This is a genomic window from Mycolicibacterium austroafricanum (assembly GCF_000612725.1).
Classification (GTDB): Bacteria; Actinomycetota; Actinomycetes; order Mycobacteriales; family Mycobacteriaceae; genus Mycobacterium; species Mycobacterium austroafricanum.
Window position 1 is genome coordinate 527,329 of sequence record NZ_HG964453.1, and the last position, 19,862, is coordinate 547,190.

Consider the following 19,862-nt stretch of genomic DNA (forward strand, 5'->3'; position numbering starts at 1 on the left):
TTCGTCCGTCACTCCCGCAGTTCAGCGTCGATCGAATGCATGTCGGGCATCGACAGGCTCTCCTTGCCGTGACGGATCAGCAGGTATGCCAGGTAGGCCGCGCCGACCGCCACCATCACAATGACGTAGGACCACGCCTCCTTGAAAGACGCGTCGCGGAACAGCGCCAGCTCGAACGCCAGCCATACCACCGCCACCACCAGGATGGGCGCTTCCCACCGGCCGAGGTCGAATTTGCCGTTACTCGGCAGGGATTTGCGCTTCACCAGGTAGAGCACCACGGTGGAGGCGTACATGACTGCAGGCAGCAGGGTTGCGGCACCGAAGAGAGTGAACAACGCTGTCTCGCTGCGCGCGAAGATCGCCAGGATCAGCTGCGCCAGGCAGAAGTAGAGCAGCGTGGCCTTGAGCGGAGTGTGGAACCGCGGGGAGATCTGGTGCCACTGCTGCCAGCCCGGGAAGCGCTCGTCGCGTGACATCGCCCAGGTCAGGCGCACTCCGGTGATCATGATGACCAGACCGCACGCGAAGATGGCCAGCACGACCATCAGCAGCAGCAGGGTGGCGACGGCGGATCCGAGCGTCTTGTCGATGACGTCGGCGATCGGCGTGCCGGATTCGGCCAGCGCCACCGGGTCACCCGCGGCCAGCGTGACCGCGATCAGGAACACGAACCCGAGCACGCCGGAGGCCAGCACGGCCTGCCACATCGCCCGCGGCACCACGCGTTCGGGGTCGTGGGTCTCCTCGGCCAGGTTGGCCGCGGACTCGAAGCCGACGATCGTGAACGCGCCCAGCAGGAACCCCAGCATCCACGGGCCTGCCGACGTCCAGTCACCGAAGCTCCAGAACCCGTCGGCCGGCACGGCGCCCTTGCTGAACAGGTTGGCGAAGTCCATGTCACCCCGAACCGCCGCGACGACCAGCAGCAGCACGGTCAACGCGACCATGCCGATCAGTTCGAGGGTGACCAGGCCGTTGTTGACCCGCTCGGCCCACGGTGTCGAGAACGCCACCAGCAGGGCCTGGAGCAGCAGCACCGCGGCCGTCATCACCCACGCGATGGTCGCCGTGCTCTCGTAGTTCAGCAGCACCGGCAGGATCGTCGAGGCGATCGTGTAGTCGACCGCGCAGACGACGACGGCCAGGAAGGTGAACGAGATCCAGCCGATGATCCAGCCCAGGATCGGGTTCGCCAGCCGCGACATCCACTGGTAGTGGTAGCCGGTCACCGGAATCCGGGAGGCCAGCGCGCCGAGAACGAAGGCGACCGCGAGCTGTCCGATCACCGCGATCGGCCAGGTCCAGATGCCGACGGGTCCCGAGCTGTTGAGCACCGATCCATAGGTCGTGAAGATGCCGGTGGCGATCGAGACGAACGCGAACGCGACGGCGAAGGACGCGAACTTGCCGGTCCGCCGCTCCAGCGACTGCTTGTAGCCGAACTGGGCGAGATCTTCGGAGTCGCTCCGATCGAGTTCTGACACCGCTTACTCCGTTCGAGTTGGTGGTATAGACCATGTGGTTGAACCAAAGTAACGGATGGAGGGGCCTTCCGGTCAACGATGTAACAGCTTGTTTACCCGGCAGGTGTGGCGACCGAAGTCGACTTACGTCGCTACGCTGCAGGGATGCCCGCTGGCACGCCCCTGTACATGACGATCGCCGCCGACGTCCGCGACCGCATCGCCACCGAGCAGCTCGGGCCCCACACCCTGCTGCCGTCCGAGCGCGAGCTCGCCGAGCAGCACGGCGTCAGCCGCATGACCGCCCGTCAGGCGCTGTCCCTGCTGGAGAGCGAGGGTATGGTCTACCGGAAGCCGCCCCGCGGCACGTTCGTCGCCGAGCCCCGGGTCCGATTCCACGTCGGCAGTTTCTCCGAGGAGGTGGCGCGGATGGGCCGGCGTCCGGCCGCGCGGCAGCTGTGGGCCGAACACCAGCTCGCCAGCCCCGCGGTGCGGCGCGCGCTCGGCCTTGCCGAGGGTGCCGCGGTCCATGTGTTCCACCGGTTGCGCAGTGTCGACGACGTGCCGTTCGCGCTGGAGACGACGTACCTGCCCGCCGACCTGACCCCCGGCATCCTCGAGATCACCGATGAGGGTTCGTTGTGGGCCGTGCTGCGGTCGCGGTACGGGGTCGAGCTGGCACGCTCGACCGCGGTGCTGGAATCGATCGTGCTCGACGACGCCTCGAGCATGCAGTTGGGTGTGCGGGCCGGATCGGCGGGCACCCTGCTGACCCGCACCACCGAGGACACCGCGGGGCGCTGCGTGGAGTACGCCAGGGACGTCTACCGAGCCGACCGCGCCTCGTTCGAGGTGTCCGAGGAGCTCAGGACCCCTCGCCTGTCGGCTGTCTGAGTCGGCGCTCCCGTAAGCTCGCTATTCGTGCAAGCAGGCGGCCGACGGCAGAGAAGGCTGGGCGTGATGGGTGGGACGTTCGATCCCATCCACAACGGCCACCTCGTCGCGGCCAGCGAGGTCGCCGACCGATTCGATCTCGACGAGGTGGTGTTCGTCCCGACGGGCCAGCCATGGCAGAAGCGGGCCCGCGCCGTCACCGCGGCGGAGGACCGCTACCTGATGACGGTGATCGCGACGGCATCCAACCCGAGGTTCACGGTCAGTCGGGTGGACATCGACCGCGGCGGTGCCACCTACACCAAGGACACCCTGCGGGATCTGCGCGCGCAGAACCCCGACGCGGATCTGTTCTTCATCACCGGTGCCGACGCGCTGGCCTCGATCCTGTCGTGGCAGAACTGGGAGGAGATGTTCTCGATCGCCCGGTTCATCGGCGTCAGCAGACCGGGATACGAGCTCGACGGCAAGCACATCTCGGCCGCCATGGCCGAACTGCCCGACGACGCGTTGCATCTGATCGAGGTCCCCGCGCTGGCCATCTCGTCCACCGACTGCCGGATGCGCGCCGAGCAGTCGCGACCCATCTGGTATCTGGTCCCCGACGGCGTCGTGCAGTACGTCGCCAAACGGAACCTCTACCGCCGTGAAGGTGAAGGAGTCCGTCCCTGACCGCCTCAGCCGAAGCCATCGCCATGGCCACCGTCGCCGCCAGGGCGGCGGCGGCCAAACTCGCCGAGGACGTCGTCGTCATCGACGTGTCCGGCCAACTCGTCATCACCGACTGCTTCGTCATCGCCTCCGGTTCCAACGAGCGACAGGTCAACGCGATCGTCGACGAGGTCGAGGAGAAGATGCGACTGGCCGGCTACAAGCCGGCACGCCGGGAGGGCACCCGCGAAGGCCGCTGGACGCTGCTCGACTACGTCGACATCGTGGTGCACATCCAGCACAAGGACGAGCGCAACTTCTATGCGCTGGACCGGCTCTGGCGGGACTGCCCCACAGTGCCAGTGGACCTCGACGCACGACCGGAGGACGTGCCGGGAGACGCCGAATGAGGGTGCGTCGCCTCGTCATGCTGCGCCACGGGCAGACCGAGTACAACGCGGGCAGCCGGATGCAGGGCCAGCTGGACACCGATCTGAGTGACCTGGGCCGCGAACAGGCCGTGGCCGCCGCCGAAGTGCTCGCCAAACGTCAACCGCTGCTGATCGTCTCATCGGATCTGCGCCGGGCGCTGGACACCGCCGTCGCCCTCGGTGACCGCAGCGGCCAACCGGTCAGCATCGACACCCGGCTACGTGAGACACACCTCGGTGACTGGCAGGGCATGACCCACCTCGAGGTCGACGCGGCGGCGCCGGGCGCCCGGCTGGCCTGGCGCGACGACGCCCGCTGGGCCCCGCACGGCGGCGAGAGTCGGGTCGATGTCGCCGATCGCAGCCTGCCACTGGTGCATGAACTGGTGACCCAGCAGACCGATTGGGGCGCAGCCGGTTCGGATCGCCCGGTGGTGCTGGTGGCCCACGGCGGCCTGATCGCTGCGCTGACCGCGGCGCTGCTCGGACTGCCGGTCGACAACTGGCCGGTGCTCGGCGGCATGGGCAACGCCAGCTGGGTGCAGCTGGCCGGACACACCCGGGCCGACGGTGACCCGGGCGCGTTCGCCGACATCCGGTGGCGCCTCGACGTGTGGAACGCCTCGGCGCAGGTTGCCAACGATGTCCTCTGAGGCGGCCAGGGGCGGCGCCCGCACCCTGCTGGTCTTCTGCGACTCGCTGTCCTACTACGGGCCGACCGGCGGGCTGCCGTCCGACGATCCCCGAATCTGGCCGAACATCGTTGCCGCCGAACTAGGTTGGGACGTCGAGCTGATCGGCCGGATCGGTTGGACGAGTCGGGACGTGTGGTGGGCGGCCACCCAGGATCCGCGGTCGTGGGCCGCGCTGCCGCGGGCGGGTGCGGTGATCTTCGCGACGTCGGGCATGGATTCGCTGCCCTCCCCGCTGCCGACCGCGTTGCGTGAGTTGATCCGTTACGTGCGTCCTCCGCGGGTGCGACGCTGGGTGCGCGACGGCTACGGGTGGGTGCAGCCGAAGCTGTCGCCGGTATCACGGTCGGCGTTGCCGCCGCAGCTGACCGCCGAATATCTCGAAATGACCAGGGCGGCAATCGACTTCAACCGTCCCGGGATTCCGGTGGTGGCGGCCCTGCCGTCGGTGCACATCGCCCCGACCTACGGCATGGCCCACCACGGCAGGGCGGGCACCGTCGCGGCCATCACCGAATGGGCCGCCGAACGCGAGGTGCCGCTGGTCGACCTCAAAGCCGCGGTGGGCGAGGAAGTGATGAGCGGCCGCGGCAATCCCGACGGCATCCACTGGAACTTCGAGGCCCACCGGGCGGTCGCCGAGCTGATGATCAAAGGACTGTCCGAGGCGGGCGTCGAGGTACCCGCCTCGGACGGCTAGCGGCCGACCATGCCGGTCGTGGTGGTGAGCGACTCGTCGTCGCGCCTGCAGCCCGAGGTGCGTGCGCAGTGGGACATCCGCGAAGTGCCGCTGCACGTCCTCGTCGACGGTGTCGACCTGCGCGACGGCATCGACGACATTCCCTACGACATCCACGACCGGCCCAAGGTGACGACGGCGGGAGCGACACCCGCCGAACTCGTCGAGACCTACCGTCAGGCCCTCGCCGACAGCGACGGTGCCGGTGTGGTCGCGGTGCACCTGTCGGCCGCACTGTCGAGCACCTACAGCGCGGCCACGATGGCGGCCCGCGAGTTCGGCCCGTCGGTGCGGGTGGTGAACTCGCGGTCCGCGGCGATGGGCGTCGGTTTCATCGCGCTGGCCGCGGCGGACTGCGCACGCTCGGGAGGGGACATCGACGCCGTCGAGGCGGCGGCCCGGTCCGCGCTGACCCGCTCGCACGTGTTCCTCGTCGTGCATCGGCTGGACAACCTGCGCCGCAGCGGACGGATCCGCACGGCCGCATCGTGGCTGGGTACCGCGCTGGCGCTCAAGCCGCTGCTGCGCCTGGACGTCGACGGCCGGCTGGTGCTCGACCAGCGCATCCGCACGGTCGGCAAGGCCCATGCCGCGATGGTGGAACGCGTCGCCCAGGTGGTGGGCGACCGGGGCGCCGACGTCGTGGTCCACCACGTGGACAACCATGACGCCGCCGACGAGCTCGGTGCGGCGCTGACCCGGCGGCTGCCTCAGATCTCGTCACTGACCGTCGCCGACATGGGGCCGCTGCTGTCGATCCACGTCGGCGGCGGAGCGGTGGGCGTGGCCGTGCAGGTGCATTGACCTCTTCCGTCGAAATTGCATTCCAGCAGCGGATTTTCGAGTGAAGTCCTGCTGGAATGCAATTTCGGCGAGGTCAGACCGCGGACCGGCCGGTGATCGGGGGAAGGTCGGCCAACGTGACGATTCCGGGTGGGGCGGCCACCACCGCGGGCACCGCGTTGGTCACCGGCATCGCGGTGTAGATCATGCCAAGGCCCATGAAACCCGGCTCGGTCCAGTCCTTCGGCGGCAGACAGTGCAGCACGGTGCGCATATTCGGGAGCCCGAACACCTGCACCACATGGCCGTGTTCGAGCGGCTTGGGCGGTGTGACGTGCTCACCCATGGTCCAGTTGAATCCGACGCTGACGATGTTGTGGTCGCCGACCCAGCCGCGGTGATAGCCGTGCACACCGGCGACCGTGCCCGCAGGGATCTGCATGAAGCCGAGGTCGCTGTCACCGGTCGCGGCGGTGAACGTGACGTCGAAGGTGATCCGGTCCAGGCGCGCGCCGATCGCGTCGGCCATCATCGCCGCGGATTCGGCGAACACCTCGCTCTCCCGGCGGACATTCTCGGCCAGGCCCGGGGTGTCGGGGTCCTGGGAGAACCCCATCGCGGTCTGGGTGCCCGCGGATTCGTAGGTGGAGCAGTCCACCGACTCGGTGATGCGGATCTCGTCGACGCGCTCGCAGGCGCCTGAGAGGACCATTCCGACGAGGTTGCTCATGCCGGGGTGCGCGCCGCTGCCGAAGATCGTCGAATTGCCTGTCGCGCAGGCTTTCCGGATGCGGTCGAGATCCTCGGGTGACTGCTTGGCCCCGGTGATCCACGCGGCACTCGAGCACACGTTGACACCGGATTCCAGCAGCCGCACCAGTTCGTCGACGCTGGGCCACAGCGGGTTGTAGCAGCAGGCGTCCGGCTTGAGTGCCACCAGCTCCTCGATGTCATCGGTGGCCGTCACCCCGGTGGGCTCCGGCCAGCCGGCGAGTTCGGCGGCGTCGACACCGACCTTGTCGGGGCCGTGCGCGAAGACCCCGACGAGTTCCATGTCGTCGCGGCCGATGATGGCGTGCAGCGATCGTCGCCCGATGTTGCCGGTGGTCCACTGGATCACGCGAAGAGGTCGCTCGTTGGGGGTGGCCATGGCCTCAAGTTACTGCCTCTAAGGTGACGGCATGGGTGACATCGCACCGGTGGCCGTGGTGACGGGCGCCAGCCGCGGCGCCGGACAGGGCATCGCGACCGCACTGGCCGGCCGTGGGTGGCGGGTGTACGGCACGGGGCGCACCGTGGCCGACGCGCCGGCGTGGGGGACCGGGGTGCGGGTGGACCACCGCGACGACGACGCCGTCGGCGCACTGTTCGAGCGCGTCGGGGCCGAGGCCGGCCGTCTCGACCTGCTGGTCAACAACGCCGCGGTGATCTCCGACGATCTGGTGAGCCCGAAGCCCTTCTGGGAGAAACCGCGCGCTCTGGCCGACGTCCTCGACGTCGGCCTGCGTTCGGCCTACATCGCGTCATGGCACGCCGCACCGCTGCTGACCGCGCAGCAGCGCGGGCTCGTCGTCTTCACGTCCTCGCCCGGGTCGGTCTGTTACATGCACGGCCCCGCCTACGGCGCCCAGAAGGCCGGTGTCGACAAGATGGCCGCCGACATGGCGGTCGACTTCCGCGGGACCGGGGTGAGCGCGGTGTCGATCTGGATGGGCATCCTGCTGACCGACAAGTTGCGGTCGGCGTTCGACGGCAGTCCCGAAGCGCTCGCGGCCTTCACCGAGCAGGCCGAGACGCCGGAGTTCACCGGCCACGTGATCGATGCGCTGTTCCGCGATCCCGAACTCGACGACGTCAGCGGACACACCCTGATCGCGGCGGAACTGGCGACCCGCTACGGCGTCACCGACGAGGGTGGACGCACTCCGCCGTCACACCGGCAGATGCTGGGGGCGCCGCGGGAACCGAGCCCGGTGATCATCCGCTGAAGCGTCACGGACAGATCAGCTCCCACAACCGGTGCGGTCCCGCCTGCATCGCCATGTCGGTGAGCCGGGCGTCCCAGTGCCGCACCGACCCGAACTCCGAGCGCCACGCCAGCGCGGCGCGGGTGTACTCGTGCAGGCGGTGCTCGCTGGTGGTCCCGATGGCGCCGTGCACCTGGTGTGCGTTGCGCACGACGACCGACGCCGCGTGACCGGCGCACGAGCGGGCCGCCGCCACCAGGAATTCCAGCTGAGGTGACGACCAGTCGCTCGCCACCGCCGCCGCCAGTGCCGCCTCGGTGGCCGAGCGGGCCAGCGCTGCTTCGGCCGCGATGTCGGAGATCAGATGTTGCACGGCCTGGAACTTCGCCAGTGGCCGCCCGAACTGTTCCCGCGACGTCGTGTGCTCGATCGACAGTTCCAGTGCCCTGTCCAGCGCCGCACACACCTGGATGGCCCGGGTGAGTGCGGATTTCAGCGCCAGCTGCGCGACGAGCTCGGTCCCGATGTCGATACCCCGCAGAGCACCGACGTCGGCCGTGACGTCGTCCCTCGGCTCACCGATCATGTTCACACCGGGCGCGATCGTCACCGAGTCGGCGACGACGTCGGCTGCCAGATACCCGCCGCCGCGCGGCCACACCACGACGATCCGGTCGGCGTGCGAGGCCCACGGCACCGCGTCCGCGTTGCCTCGCTCGTCGAGCAGGCAGACGGTGCGCAGTGCGGCGTCATATCCGATGCCGGCCGCGTCGAGAACCCAGGAAGCCAGTAAGTCGTTTTCGGCCAACGGCATTCGCACCCCGTGGCGCACCGCCGCGGACAGCAGCTCGGCCGCCTCGTGCCAGCCCGCCCCGCTTCCGCCGGACTCCTCGGCGCCGGTGAGGCGCACCAGGCCCAGCCCGTCGAGGCGGCTCCACAGGTCGCCGTCGCGCCCGTGTTCGGCGAACACCGCGTCCATCATCTCGGCCAGCGCCGGGTCGACCTGCGGCGCGGTCACCGGATCCCCAGCCCGCGTGCGATGACCCCGCGAAGCACCTCGTTGGTGCCGCCGCGCAGCGTGAAGCCGGGCCGCTGATCCACCGCCGCGTTCGCCATATCGGAAAACTGCTGTCCTGCATCGTCGTCCATCATCAGGTGGGCGTACTCGGCGATGTCGCCCTCCGTCGTGGTGCCCAGCACCTTGACCACGGCGGCAGGCACATCCGCCGGCTCGTGGCGCTGCAACGCACCCGCCACCGCGGACGACATCTGATGCAGCCCGGCGACCCGCGCCACCAGCCGGCCGAGGTCGTCGCTGCGGGGAACACGCTGCGATGCAATGGTTTCCGCGCAGGCGTCGAGCAATACAAACGTGGAAAGGAACCGCTCGGGTCCGCTGCGCTCGAAGGCCAGTTCCGACGTGACCTGCTCCCAGCCGGCGCCGATGCTGCCGAACACCATCTCGTCGGGCACGAAGGCTCCGTCCAGCAGCACCTCGTTGAAATGGTGGGCCCCGTTCATCGACACGATCGGCCGGATCTCCACCCCCGGCCCGCGCAGGTCGACGATGAACTGGCTGAGCCCGGCGTGTCGGTGCGCGGGGTCGACCGGCGCGGTGCGGGCCAGAGCGATGAACGCGTGCGCGAGGTGCGCGCCGGAGGTCCAGACCTTGGTGCCGGTCAACCTCCAGCCGCCGTCGACGCGTTCGGCGCGGGTTCGGACGCTGGCGAGGTCGGATCCCGAATCCGGTTCGCTCATCCCGATGCCGAAGAAGCACGTGCCGCCGGCGATCTTCGGCAGGAACTCGGTCTTCTGGAACTCGGTGCCGTACTTGAGCAGCGACGGGACGATCTGCCGGTCGGCGATCCAGTGCGCCGCCACGGGTGCACCCGCGGCCAGCAACTCCTCGGTGACGACGAACCGCTCGAGGAAGGAGCGCCCGTGCCCGCCGTAGGCGACCGGCACCGTCATGCCGAGCCAGCCCCGCTCGGCCAGCGCGGCGGTGAAGTCCTCGTCCCACCCGCACAGCCAGGCGTCGGCCGTCGGGGTGAACGCGCCCGCGGCGAGCTGTTCGGCGAGGAATCTGCGGACCTCTGCACGCAGCTCGTGCGCCTCGGAGGTCTCTGCCGTGCACGGCGGCACCAGGCGGGCCGCGGCCATCAGTCCACCGGGCTTTCTTCGACGGCGGGGCCGCCCGCGGCGGGCGCCTCGTCGGAGGGCAGCGGGGGGTTCTCGGGCAGCACCAGCGCGATGCCGAGCGCGAGGAAGAAGGCGGCGGTCAGGGTTCCTCCGAGGTAGTGGTTCATCGGCCCGCCGGGGGAGATGAAGCTGCCGGGCGGGCCGATGATCGTGATCGTCTCGATCAGCTGCTCCACCGTGAACACCGCGGCTGCGGTGCCCAGCCATCGAGGCAGGCGATCCTCGTTGGCGGTCAACAGGATCGGGACGGCCACCAGGATGTTGGCGACCGTGGCGACCGGCAGCCACATCGCGGCGAGGTCGTCGAGGGCGCGCGCGGTCCCCACCGTCACCTGTCCCGGTCGCAACGCAGGCCCGGCGGTGAACCAGACCGACACGCACAGCTGGGCCGCCAGCAGGGACGAGCCGATGGTGAACAGGTGTGCCGGCGGCCCGGTCAATCGGTCGCGCGCGAACGCCAGCACGACGACGAGGGCGAGCACCGAGGACGCCAGCAACAGGGCCTGAACCCGGGCGATCCCGCTGTCGGATCCGGGAACGGCGGGGAGCAGCAGCACCGCCGTCGCATAGAGCACCGCGAACGCGACACCTGCGATCATCGGGGCTCGGCGGTTCATATCAGGAAGCCATGCTAGCCACCGCTGTCCCCAATGCCGCCTTCATCCCCAGGCGGCGGCCGCGGCCACCGCGTCGGGCCGGTGCCGTCGCCGCACGGACATACCGTCGCCGCATGTCCACCGAACTGCCCGCCGAACGGCTGCGTCGACGCCTCGGAGCCGACGGCCACGCCGACACCGGCGACGACGAGGATCCACCCGACACGACGCTGTCCCGGTGGTTGCCCGCGTCCGCACCGGGTGGCCCGTCGGCCCTGATGGCCAGGGTCCGTGCCGATCCCGGTCGAGCCGGGGTGGTCGCGCTGGGGGTCATCGGCATCGTCGCGGTGCTGGTGACGGTGCTGAGCCTGATCCGGGACAGTCCGCCCGCCGTGGTGTCGGCCAAACTTCCGCCGGTGGAGATGGTCTCGTCACCCGCTCCGGGGGCGGGCCCGGCGGCGCCGGGGCCTGCCGGGCCCGTGGTGGTCAGCGTGGTCGGGCTGGTGCACACACCGGGTCTGGTCACGCTGGCGCCGGGAGCCAGGATCGCCGACGCACTCGACGCCGCAGGCGGAGCGCTCGACGGCGCCGACGTGCTCGGTCTGAACATGGCGCGGCGGGTGGCCGACGGTGAGCAGATCGTGGTGGGAATCGGCGCGCCAGCCGGGCAGCCCACGGAGATGGGCAGCAGCATCGTCTCCCAGGCCGCCGAGCCCGGCGCCGCGTCTCCGCAAACCCCCGCGGCATCAACGGGTTTGGTCGATCTGAACACGGCCACCGCCGAACAACTGGACACGCTGCCCGGCGTCGGGCCGGTCACGGCGGCGGCGATCCTGGCCTGGCGCGACGCCAACGGCCGCTTCAGCAGTGTGGAACAGCTCGGCGACGTCGACGGCATCGGGCCGGCCCGGCTGGACAAGCTGCGCGCACTCGTCCGGGTGTGAGTGATGGACCTGCGGCTGGTGCCGGCCGCGCTGACCAGCTGGGCGGTGACGGCGGCGGGCATCGTGTGGCTGCGGGCCGGAGCGGTGGCCGCGACCCTCACCGCGGTGGCCGCCGCCGCGCTGATCGGGTGGTGGGCCGCGCGCCGGCGGCTCCGCGGCGGTGCGGACCGCAGGGCACTGGCCTCGGCGGTCGTGGCGGTGGCGGTGGTCGGCAGCGGTTTCGCCGTGGCGGGGAGCCTGCGCGTCGACGCGGCGGCCGAACACGCGATCACCGGCTACTTCGGCAGCGACACCTCGGTGGTCGTGACGCCGTCCGAGACGCCTCGGGTGCTCGACGGTGGGCGCACCATGATCCGCGGCGCGTTGGTGGCGCTCGCCGGTGCACCGTCGTCGGGCGATGTGCTCGTCTTCGCCTCAGGGGCCGGCTATGCGAACCTCACGGCGGGACAGCCCGCGGCGTTTCGCGCCCGGGTCAGCCGACCGAAACGCCGCGACCTGACCGTGGCGGTGCTCTCGGCCCACGGTGAGCCCGTCCCCGGCGAGGCGGCGCCGATCCACCGGGCGGCGCACCGACTGCGCGCCCGGTTCGCCGAATCGGCGCGGCTGGCATTGCCCCCGGACCAGGCCGCGACACTGCCCGCACTGGTGCTCGGCGACACGTCGGCGTTGTCGGCGCAGACGACCGCCGAGTTCCGCAGGTCGGGGCTGGCCCACCTGACGGCGGTGTCGGGCGCCAACGTGACGATCGTCTGCGGCGCGGTGCTGCTGTCGGCGGTGCTGATCGGACCGCGGGCGGCGGTCGCGCTGGCTGCGCTCACCTTGGTGGGGTTCGTCGTGGTGGTGCAGCCGTCACCCAGCGTGCTGCGGGCCGCGGTGATGGGTGCCATCACGCTGCTGGCCGTGCTCTCGCACCGACGGCGCCAGGCGTTGCCTGCGCTGGCCGCCACGGTGATCGCGCTGATGATCGGGGTTCCCGAGCTGGCGGTCGACGTGGGCTTCGCGCTGTCGGTGTCGGCCACCGCCGCGCTCGTCGTCCTCGCACCGGCGTGGTCGCGGCGGCTCACCGGGCGGGGCTGGCCCAAACCCGTGGCGGACGCGGTGAGCGTGGCCGTCGCCGCGCAACTGGTCACCGCGCCGCTGGTGGCCGGCATCTCGGGTTCGGTGAGCGTGGTGGCGGTGCTGGCGAACCTGGTGGTGGCGCCCGTGATTCCGCCGATCACGGTGATCGGTTGCGCAGCCGCCGCGCTGTGCCCGCTGTGGCCCGCCGGTGCGGAGCTGTTGATCCGCTTCACCGGTCCGGAGGTGTGGTGGTTGCTCGGTGTGGCACGGTGGGCCGCCGGGCTGCCCATCGCCGCGGTTCCCGTGCCGTCGGGCGCCGCCGGGGTGCTCACCGTGGCGATCGCGGCGGTGGCGGTGGCGGCGACGTGGCATTGGGTGGTGTCGCATCGGCGTGACACGATCGTGCGGTGAGTGGAGTGACGGGTTTGCACCTGGTCCTGGGTGACGAGGAACTTCTGGTCGAGCGCGCCGTCGCCGAGGTGCTGCGCACCGCCCGCGCGTCGGCGGGTACCAGCGATGTGCCGGTGGACCGGCTCCGCGCCGGCGAGGTCAGCGTCAGCGAGCTCGCCGAACTGCTCAGTCCGTCGCTGTTCGCAGACGAGCGCGTCGTGGTGCTCGAATCCGCCGCGGAAGCCGGCAAGGACGCGGTGGCACTCATCCAGACCGCTGCGGCAGACCTGCCCGACGGGACGCTGCTGGTGGTGGTGCACTCCGGCGGGGGCCGGGCCAAAGCGCTGGCCGACCAGCTCAAAAAACTCGGCGCCGAAGTCCATCCGTGCGCGCGCATCACGAAGGCCTCGGAGCGCGCCGACTTCGTCCGCAAAGAGTTCCGCACGCTGCGCGTCAAGGTCGACGAGGCGACCGTGACGGCGGTGCTGGACGCGCTGGGTTCCGACATCCGGGAGCTCGCCGCGGCGTGCTCACAGCTGGTGGCGGATACCGGCGGAGCGGTCGACGCGGCGGCGGTGCGCCGCTACTACTCCGGCCGGGCTGAGGTGAAGGGTTTCGACATCGCGGACAAGGCTGTCGTCGGCGACGTCGCGGGCGCCGCCGAGGCGCTGCGCTGGGCGATGATGGCCGGCGAGCCGCACGTGGTGCTCGCCGACGCCCTCGCCGAGGCTGTGCACACGATCGCCCGGGTGGGGCCGCTCTCCGGTGACCCGTACCGGTTGGCCGGTGAGCTGGGCATGCCGCCGTGGCGGGTCCAGAAGGCGCAGAAGCAGGCGCGGCGCTGGTCGCGGGATTCAGTGGCGCAGGCCCTGCGGCTGGTGGCCGCGCTGAACGCCGACGTCAAGGGCGCGGCGGCCGATGCGGATTACGCGCTGGAGAAAGCAGTCCGCTCAGTCGCCGAGCTGGCCAGCGAGTAGGGAGCTGGAGAGCTGGCCAGCGAGTAGGCAGCTGGACAGCTGGTTGGCGACTGAGCGGGACGGACTGAGCCTGAGCCCGAGCTCAGATCTTCTGGAGGGCCTTGGCCAGCGCCGACTTGCGGTTGGCGGCCTGATTCTTGTGGATCACGCCCTTGCTGGCGGCCTTGTCCAGCTTGCGGCTGGTCGAAGCCAGCAGCTCGCCGGCCTTGTCCTTGTCACCGGCCTCGACAGCAGCCCGGAACCCGCGAACCGCCGTGTGAAGCGACGACTTCACCGACTTGTTGCGCAGTCTGCGGCGCTCGTTTGTGAGGATCCGCTTCTGCTGCGACTTGATGTTGGCCACGCGTGTATTCCTTCTAAATGTCGACTGAGTTGCTTGAGTCTGTGGGCGCCCGCAAGGGGGCAGCGACTGTTCAGGGTAGCAGCGAGCGGGTGGATGTCCCAAAGCGAGCTCGGCTGGCCTGCCGAAACGGCCGGAATGCTGCAGCATGGCAGGCGACGCTCGCGCGGCGGGCGTCCGGGAAAGATTAGGGGACATCTTGGCGACCGAAACCGTACGAACGACCCGTAGCGCCGTGAAACGGGCGAGGCGGCACGACGGCGTGTTCGGCGGTTACAACAAACTGGGGTCGTACTCCCAGGCCTTCGACGAGATGTTCGATGCGCAGGGCAACGTCCGCGGCCCGTACAAGGGCATCCACAAGGAACTCGCCCCCTCCGACGCCTCGGAGTTGGAGGCACGCTCCGACGCGCTGGGCCGAGCGTTCACCGACCAGGGCATCACGTTCTCTCTGTCGGGTCAGGAGCGGCCGTTCCCGCTGGACCTGGTGCCGCGGGTCATCTCGGCGGCCGAGTGGACGCGGCTGGAGCGCGGCATCCGGCAGCGGGTTCAGGCGCTGGAGATGTACCTCGACGACATCTACGGGGAACAGGAGATCCTGCGTGACGGCGTCATCCCGCGCCGGCTCATCACCTCGTGCGAGCACTTCCACCGCGAAGCCGTCGGCATCGTCCCGCCCAACGGGGTGCGCATCCACGTCGCGGGGATCGACCTGATCCGCGACGCGCAGGGCAACTTCAGGGTGCTGGAGGACAACCTGCGCTCCCCGTCGGGCGTCTCCTACGTGATGGAGAACCGCCGCACCATGGCCCGTGTGTTCCCGAACCTGTTCGCCACCCACCGGGTGCGGGCGGTCGGCGACTACTCGTCGCACCTGTTGCGCGCGCTGCGCAATGCCGCGGCCAGCAACGTCGCGGACCCGACGGTCGTCGTGCTGACCCCCGGTGTCTACAACTCCGCGTACTTCGAGCATTCGCTGCTGGCCAGACAGATGGGCGTGGAGCTCGTCGAGGGCCGTGACCTGTTCTGCCGCGACAACTTCGTCTACATGCGCACCACCGAAGGTGAGCGCCAGGTCGACGTGATCTACCGGCGCATCGACGACGACTTCCTCGACCCGATGCAGTTCAAACCGGACTCGGTGCTCGGCGTGGCAGGCATCCTCAACGCCGCCCGGGCGGGCAACGTGGTGATCTCCAGCGCCGTGGGCAACGGCGTCGGTGACGACAAACTCGTCTACACCTACGTGCCGACGATCATCGAGTACTACCTCGGGGAGAAGCCGCTGCTGGCCAACGTCGACACCTTCCGCTGCTGGCTCGACGACGAACGCGAGGAGGTGCTCGACCGCGTCGGGGAGTTGGTGATCAAACCGGTCGAGGGCTCGGGCGGTTACGGCATCGTGTTCGGTCCCGACGCCTCCGACCGGGAATTGGCCGCGATCACCAAGAAGATCATCGCCGACCCGCGCGGCTGGATCGCCCAGCCGGTGGTACAGCTGTCGACGGTGCCCACCCAGATCGGCGACGAGCTGGCACCCCGCCATGTCGACCTGCGCCCCTTCGCCGTCAACGACGGCGACGAGGTGTGGGTGCTGCCCGGTGGGCTCACCCGGGTCGCACTGCCCGAGGGCTCACTGGTGGTGAACTCCAGCCAGGGCGGCGGCTCGAAGGACACCTGGGTGCTGGCCTCGCGAACGTCGATCGCCGACCGCGAACTCGCCGCGGCCGAAGTGGTGCGCTCACTGCCCACGGCGGCCACGGGCAAGGGCGGCAAAGCCGAGAGCAGCCAGGACCAGCAGCAACAGCAGAACCAACAGTAGGGGGCTCAATCATGTTGGCACGCAACGCTGAGTCGCTGTACTGGATCGGCCGCTATGTCGAGCGCGCCGACGACACCGCACGCATCCTCGATGTGACGGTGCACCAGCTGCTGGAGGAGTCCAGCGTGGATCCCGACCAGGCCTCGCGCACCCTGCTCAAGGTGCTCGGGATCGATCCGCCCGACGGGCAGCTCGACGTGTGGTCGTTGACCGACATCGTCGCCTTCAGCCGGGAGACCTACGGCGGCTGTTCGATCGTCGAGGCGATCTCGGCGGCGCGCGAGAATGCCCGCGGTGCACGGGAAGTCACGTCCAGCGAGATCTGGGAGTGCCTCAACACCACCTACAATGCGTTGGCCGAGCGGGAACGCGCCGCCAAGCGGCTCGGGCCGCACGAGTTCCTGTCCTACGTCGAGGGCAGGGCGGCGATGTTCGCCGGGCTGGCGGACTCGACGCTGAGCCGTGACGACGGCTACCGGTTCATGGTCCTGGGGCGCGCCCTGGAGCGGGTGGACATGACGGTGCGCCTGCTGCTGTCCCGCGTCGGGGACAGCGCGTCTTCGCCGGCATGGGTCACGCTGTTGCGTTCAGCCGGTGCGCACGACACCTATCTGCGCACCTACCGCGGTGTGCTCGACGCGGGCCGCGTGGTCGAATTCATGCTGCTGGACCGGCTTTTCCCACGGTCGATCTTCTATTCTCTGCGGCTGGCCGAGCACAGCCTCGACGAGCTGATGAACCGCCCGCACAACCGGCTCGGCACCACCGCCGAAGCCCAGCGCCTGCTCGGCCGGGCCCGCAGCGAGCTCGAGTTCCTGCAGCCGGGTGTGCTGCTGGATTCGCTGGAGGAGCGGCTGGCCGGGCTGCAGAAGACAATCTTTGACGTCGGAGAGGCGTTGGCGCTGCAGTACTTCCACTCCGCGCCGTGGGTGGCGTGGACGGACGCGGGACGCAATGCGCTGGTGATCGAAGAGGGAGAGATCTGATGTGGCGGATGCGGGTCGTGCATTCGACGGGGTATGCCTACAAGTCGCCGGTCACCGCGTCGTTCAACGAGGCACGACTGACTCCGCGGTCGGACTCGCGGCAGAACGTGATCCTCAACCGGGTGGAGACCGTGCCCGCGACGAGGTCCTACCGCTACGTCGATTACTGGGGCACCGCGGTGACGGCCTTCGACCTGCACGCGCCGCACACCGAGCTTGAGGTCACCGCGTCCTCGGTGGTCGAGACGGACCGGCCCGAGGAGCCGAAAACCAAGGCCACCTGGGCCGATCTGGCGACCGAAGCCGTGGTCGACAAGTACGACGAGGTGCTCGCCCCGACGCACTACGCGCCGTCGAGCAAGCGCATCGAACGGGTCGGCCGGCGCATCGCGAAGTACCACGAACCGGCCGAAGCGGTGCTGGAGGCCGCACGCTGGGTCCAGGGCGAGTTGAAGTACGTGTCCGGTACCACCGGCGTGCACACGTCGGCCGTCGACGCGCTGCGCGAGGGTAAGGGCGTGTGCCAGGACTTCGCACATCTGACGCTGATGTTGTTGCGCGGCATGGGGATCCCGTCGCGATATGTGTCCGGCTACCTGCACCCGAAGCGCAACGCGAAGATCGGCGACACCGTCGAGGGCCAGAGTCACGCCTGGATCCAGGCGTGGACGGGGGAGTGGTGGCACTACGACCCGACCAACGACGCCGACATCAACGAGCAGTACATCAGCGTCGGTGTGGGGCGCGACTATTCGGATGTCACCCCGCTCAAGGGCATCTACTCCGGGGAGGGGTCCACCGACCTCGACGTCATCGTGGAGATCACCCGGCTGGCCTAGCACCGACCCCGGGGTGCACCTCGACGCGGTGCAGGTCGTCGCCGATTTCGATCTGCCGGTCGAACACCGACGCGGCCAGCGCCCGCCAGTCCTCCTCCTGGCCGGGCTGCAGCGTCGGCACGTAGTGGGTGAGGATCAGTATCCCGACGCCGGCGCGTGTCGCGGTGTCGGCGGCCTGCTCGACCGACGAGTGGTAGTCGCAGATGTCACGGATGCGCTGCACGGGCATCGCCTCGATCAGGTCTGGTCGAATCACCGTGTGCACCAACGCCCCTGCTCCGGCCGCCAGCTCGTCGAGCCCCCGGCACGGCACCGTGTCGCCGGCCAGCACGACCGAGGCGCCGTTGTGTTCGATGCGGAACCCGATGGTCGGCGTCACGGGTCGGTGATCGGTGGGGCCGACCCGGATCGACACCTCGTCGCGGCCCCACACCACGCCCTCGGTCACCTCCTCGACCTCCACCGGCGGCGGCGTGGTCAGGTCGGCGTGGTGGGCGATGCGGTACCCGATGTCGAAGCCGAAGGCCTTGAGCGTGTTCTCGACGACCTCGGCGGTCCCCGGCGGCCCGATGATCGGCAGCGGCGCCAGATCGGGTGCGAAGTTCGACACCCACCGTGTGATCAGGACGTCGCCGAGGTCGGCGATGTGGTCACTGTGCAGGTGTGTCAACAGCAGTGCGGTGATGTTGTTGGCTCCGACCCCGACCGCGGCGAGGCGTTGCAGCACGCCGCGGCCGCAGTCCACCAGAAACGTCTGCCCGCCCGCGCGCACAAGTGTCGACGGCCCGGCGCGCCTGGCGTCGGGGATCGGGCTTCCGGTGCCGAGCAGGGTGACTTCGATCATGAGGCCAGAAGTTACCCTCGGCGGGCGGCCAACCGGCGACATATCGGCGAACCCGTCCCGGACGCCTGCGAAAACCTCTGCGCCATCGGCCAATTGGTCACCGCGACGGCGCGTCCGGTCGGCTCGCCCCGGTTTCGGCCCGGCGGGGCGCCGGCTGGGGGTAACCTGGGGTGAGCTACGTCACCCAGGGGGTAGTCGATGCGCATTTCCGATGTACTGCGCAACAAGGGCGCGACCGTCGCGACGATCACACCCGAGACCTCGGTCGCCGGCTTGCTGACCGAGCTGAGCGTGCACAACATCGGCGCGATGGTGGTCGTCTCGCCGGACGGGCTGCTCGGCATCGTGTCCGAGCGCGACGTGGTGCGTAAGCTCCACGACATGGGTGCTGACCTGCTGCGCCGCCCGGTGTCGGAGATCATGTCGACGCTGGTGGCCACCTGCACGCCGGACGACACGGTGGACAGCCTGAGCGCGTTGATGACGAACAACCGGGTAAGGCACGTCCCCGTCGTTGTGGACGGCCGGCTGGCCGGGATCGTGAGCATCGGCGACGTCGTCAAGACCCGGATGGAGGAGCTCGAACGCGAGCAGCAGCACCTTCAGGCCTACATCACCCAGGGTTGATGCCGGTGTCCGGAATCGATGTCCGCCTCGCCAAGAAGCCGGACGTGAAGGCACTGGCGCGCGTGTTGGGCCGGGCGTTCTTCGACGACCCCGTGATGATGTGGATGGTGCCCGACGACGCCAGACGCGCCAAGGCCCTGCCTCGCGTCTTCGGCGCGATGACGCGGCACCACTTCCTGGCCGGTGACGCGGTCGAGGTGTCGTCCCGGGCCGGTGCGGTGGGCGCGGCGGCGCTGTGGGACCCACCCGGACGGTGGAAGCAGACCCAAGGCGAGGAAGTCCGGATGATGCCGAGTTTCCTGCTCGCGATGGGAACGCAGGTCGGACGGGGTCTGCAGGTGTCCGAGCTGATGAAGGAGCACCATCCCGAAGAACCGCACTGGTATCTCGGGGTGATCGGCTCCGACCCGGACATGCGCGGTGCCGGCCTCGGGCACGCACTGATGCGTTCGAGGCTGGACCGCTGCGACGCCGAGGGGGCGCCGGCCTACCTGGAGTCCACCAAGGAATCCAACGTGCCCTACTACATGCGGTTCGGCTTCGAGGTGACCGGCGAGCTCACCATCCCGGGCGGCGGCCCGACGATGTGGCAGATGTGGCGCCGCCCCGCCTGAGG

22 protein-coding genes are annotated in these 19,862 nt (G+C 69.7%); 15 read left to right on the forward strand and 7 right to left on the reverse strand.

Annotated features, from left to right (window positions below):
- Window positions 1–8: 8 nt before the first annotated feature.
- On the reverse strand, window positions 9–1,487 hold the full coding sequence (locus BN976_RS16270) for an amino acid permease (RefSeq protein ID WP_011781085.1): 1,479 nt from the start codon (window positions 1,485–1,487) through the stop codon (window positions 9–11).
- A gap of 144 nt (window positions 1,488–1,631) precedes the next feature.
- Between BN976_RS16270 and BN976_RS16275 the strand changes: the two genes are divergently transcribed.
- The 6 genes from BN976_RS16275 to BN976_RS16300 are packed head-to-tail and all read left to right on the forward strand — an operon-like array spanning window position 1,632 to window position 5,677.
- Window positions 1,632–2,360, forward strand: coding sequence for a GntR family transcriptional regulator (locus BN976_RS16275; protein ID WP_051558441.1), 729 nt, complete (start codon window positions 1,632–1,634; stop codon window positions 2,358–2,360).
- A gap of 57 nt (window positions 2,361–2,417) precedes the next feature.
- Window positions 2,418–3,032: a nicotinate-nucleotide adenylyltransferase gene (nadD, locus tag BN976_RS16280; protein ID WP_268748851.1), complete on the forward strand. Its 615-nt coding sequence runs from the start codon at window positions 2,418–2,420 to the stop codon at window positions 3,030–3,032.
- The gene (gene rsfS / locus BN976_RS16285; RefSeq protein WP_036371967.1) at window positions 3,029–3,421 is read left to right on the forward strand and encodes a ribosome silencing factor; all 393 of its coding nucleotides are present in this window, start codon (window positions 3,029–3,031) and stop codon (window positions 3,419–3,421) included. The genes nadD and rsfS overlap by 4 nt, the downstream gene beginning before the upstream one ends.
- Window positions 3,418–4,095 (forward strand): glucosyl-3-phosphoglycerate phosphatase, encoded by a 678-nt coding sequence (gpgP, locus tag BN976_RS16290; protein WP_011781081.1) that lies wholly within the window; start codon window positions 3,418–3,420, stop codon window positions 4,093–4,095. Before rsfS ends, gpgP begins: the two co-directional genes overlap by 4 nt.
- On the forward strand, window positions 4,085–4,834 hold the full coding sequence (gene octT / locus BN976_RS16295) for a diglucosylglycerate octanoyltransferase (protein WP_011781080.1): 750 nt from the start codon (window positions 4,085–4,087) through the stop codon (window positions 4,832–4,834). The genes gpgP and octT overlap by 11 nt, the downstream gene beginning before the upstream one ends.
- A gap of 9 nt (window positions 4,835–4,843) precedes the next feature.
- Window positions 4,844–5,677, forward strand: a complete 834-nt coding sequence (locus BN976_RS16300; protein WP_011781079.1) for a DegV family protein — start codon at window positions 4,844–4,846, stop codon at window positions 5,675–5,677.
- A 73-nt stretch (window positions 5,678–5,750) separates the two neighbouring features.
- On the opposite strand, the gene BN976_RS16305 is transcribed toward BN976_RS16300, so the two are convergent.
- Window positions 5,751–6,806 carry an NAD(P)H-dependent amine dehydrogenase family protein gene (locus BN976_RS16305; RefSeq protein ID WP_036371972.1) on the reverse strand — a complete coding sequence of 352 codons (1,056 nt, stop codon included), beginning with the start codon at window positions 6,804–6,806 and terminating at the stop codon, window positions 5,751–5,753.
- A gap of 31 nt (window positions 6,807–6,837) precedes the next feature.
- Between BN976_RS16305 and BN976_RS16310 the strand changes: the two genes are divergently transcribed.
- Entirely contained in the window at window positions 6,838–7,644 is an 807-nt protein-coding gene (locus tag BN976_RS16310) for an SDR family NAD(P)-dependent oxidoreductase (protein ID WP_036371975.1), read from the forward strand.
- Window positions 7,645–7,648: 4 nt separating this feature from the next.
- Here BN976_RS16310 and BN976_RS16315 read toward each other — a convergent pair whose 3' ends face one another.
- Genes BN976_RS16315 through BN976_RS16325 form a run of 3 tightly spaced genes read right to left on the reverse strand, consistent with a single transcriptional unit; the run spans window position 7,649 to window position 10,439 of the window.
- Entirely contained in the window at window positions 7,649–8,605 is a 957-nt protein-coding gene (locus BN976_RS16315; protein WP_049778246.1) for an acyl-CoA dehydrogenase family protein, read from the reverse strand.
- Between the two features lie 32 nt (window positions 8,606–8,637).
- Window positions 8,638–9,783, reverse strand: coding sequence for an acyl-CoA dehydrogenase family protein (locus BN976_RS16320; RefSeq protein WP_011781075.1), 1,146 nt, complete (start codon window positions 9,781–9,783; stop codon window positions 8,638–8,640).
- A complete protein-coding gene (locus tag BN976_RS16325) occupies window positions 9,783–10,439 on the reverse strand; it encodes a hypothetical protein (protein ID WP_011781074.1) in 657 nt (218 codons plus the stop codon). The genes BN976_RS16320 and BN976_RS16325 overlap by 1 nt, the downstream gene beginning before the upstream one ends.
- Window positions 10,440–10,552: 113 nt before the next feature.
- On the opposite strand from BN976_RS16325, the gene BN976_RS16330 reads away from it, so the two are divergent.
- The 3 genes from BN976_RS16330 to holA are packed head-to-tail and all read left to right on the forward strand — an operon-like array spanning window position 10,553 to window position 13,788.
- Window positions 10,553–11,362 carry a ComEA family DNA-binding protein gene (locus BN976_RS16330; protein WP_011781073.1) on the forward strand — a complete coding sequence of 270 codons (810 nt, stop codon included), beginning with the start codon at window positions 10,553–10,555 and terminating at the stop codon, window positions 11,360–11,362.
- 3 nt (window positions 11,363–11,365) lie between these two features.
- The gene (locus BN976_RS16335; RefSeq protein ID WP_036371981.1) at window positions 11,366–12,832 is read left to right on the forward strand and encodes a ComEC/Rec2 family competence protein; all 1,467 of its coding nucleotides are present in this window, start codon (window positions 11,366–11,368) and stop codon (window positions 12,830–12,832) included.
- Window positions 12,829–13,788, forward strand: a complete 960-nt coding sequence (gene holA, locus BN976_RS16340; RefSeq protein WP_036371984.1) for a DNA polymerase III subunit delta — start codon at window positions 12,829–12,831, stop codon at window positions 13,786–13,788. Before BN976_RS16335 ends, holA begins: the two co-directional genes overlap by 4 nt.
- An 82-nt stretch (window positions 13,789–13,870) precedes the next feature.
- Here the strand turns inward: holA and rpsT are convergent, their stop codons facing one another.
- Window positions 13,871–14,131 (reverse strand): 30S ribosomal protein S20, encoded by a 261-nt coding sequence (gene rpsT / locus BN976_RS16345; protein ID WP_011781070.1) that lies wholly within the window; start codon window positions 14,129–14,131, stop codon window positions 13,871–13,873.
- Window positions 14,132–14,276: 145 nt separating this feature from the next.
- Here rpsT and BN976_RS16350 point away from each other — a divergent pair, with 145 nt between their 5' ends.
- The 3 genes from BN976_RS16350 to BN976_RS16360 are packed head-to-tail and all read left to right on the forward strand — an operon-like array spanning window position 14,277 to window position 17,775.
- Entirely contained in the window at window positions 14,277–15,950 is a 1,674-nt protein-coding gene (locus tag BN976_RS16350) for a circularly permuted type 2 ATP-grasp protein (RefSeq protein ID WP_234935301.1), read from the forward strand.
- A gap of 11 nt (window positions 15,951–15,961) precedes the next feature.
- The gene (locus BN976_RS16355; RefSeq protein WP_011781068.1) at window positions 15,962–16,936 is read left to right on the forward strand and encodes an alpha-E domain-containing protein; all 975 of its coding nucleotides are present in this window, start codon (window positions 15,962–15,964) and stop codon (window positions 16,934–16,936) included.
- Entirely contained in the window at window positions 16,936–17,775 is an 840-nt protein-coding gene (locus tag BN976_RS16360; RefSeq protein WP_036371987.1) for a transglutaminase family protein, read from the forward strand. The genes BN976_RS16355 and BN976_RS16360 overlap by 1 nt, the downstream gene beginning before the upstream one ends.
- Here BN976_RS16360 and BN976_RS16365 read toward each other — a convergent pair.
- Window positions 17,759–18,619 carry a ribonuclease Z gene (locus tag BN976_RS16365; RefSeq protein ID WP_036371990.1) on the reverse strand — a complete coding sequence of 287 codons (861 nt, stop codon included), beginning with the start codon at window positions 18,617–18,619 and terminating at the stop codon, window positions 17,759–17,761. The genes BN976_RS16360 and BN976_RS16365 overlap by 17 nt on opposite strands.
- A gap of 198 nt (window positions 18,620–18,817) precedes the next feature.
- On the opposite strand from BN976_RS16365, the gene BN976_RS16370 reads away from it, so the two are divergent.
- Together BN976_RS16370 and BN976_RS16375 are read left to right on the forward strand one after the other, a co-directional pair.
- Complete coding sequence (locus BN976_RS16370; RefSeq protein ID WP_011781065.1) at window positions 18,818–19,246, forward strand: CBS domain-containing protein; 429 nt, start codon at window positions 18,818–18,820, stop codon at window positions 19,244–19,246.
- Between the two features lie 5 nt (window positions 19,247–19,251).
- A complete protein-coding gene (locus BN976_RS16375) occupies window positions 19,252–19,860 on the forward strand; it encodes a GNAT family N-acetyltransferase (RefSeq protein WP_036371993.1) in 609 nt (202 codons plus the stop codon).
- Window positions 19,861–19,862: the final 2 nt, after the last annotated feature.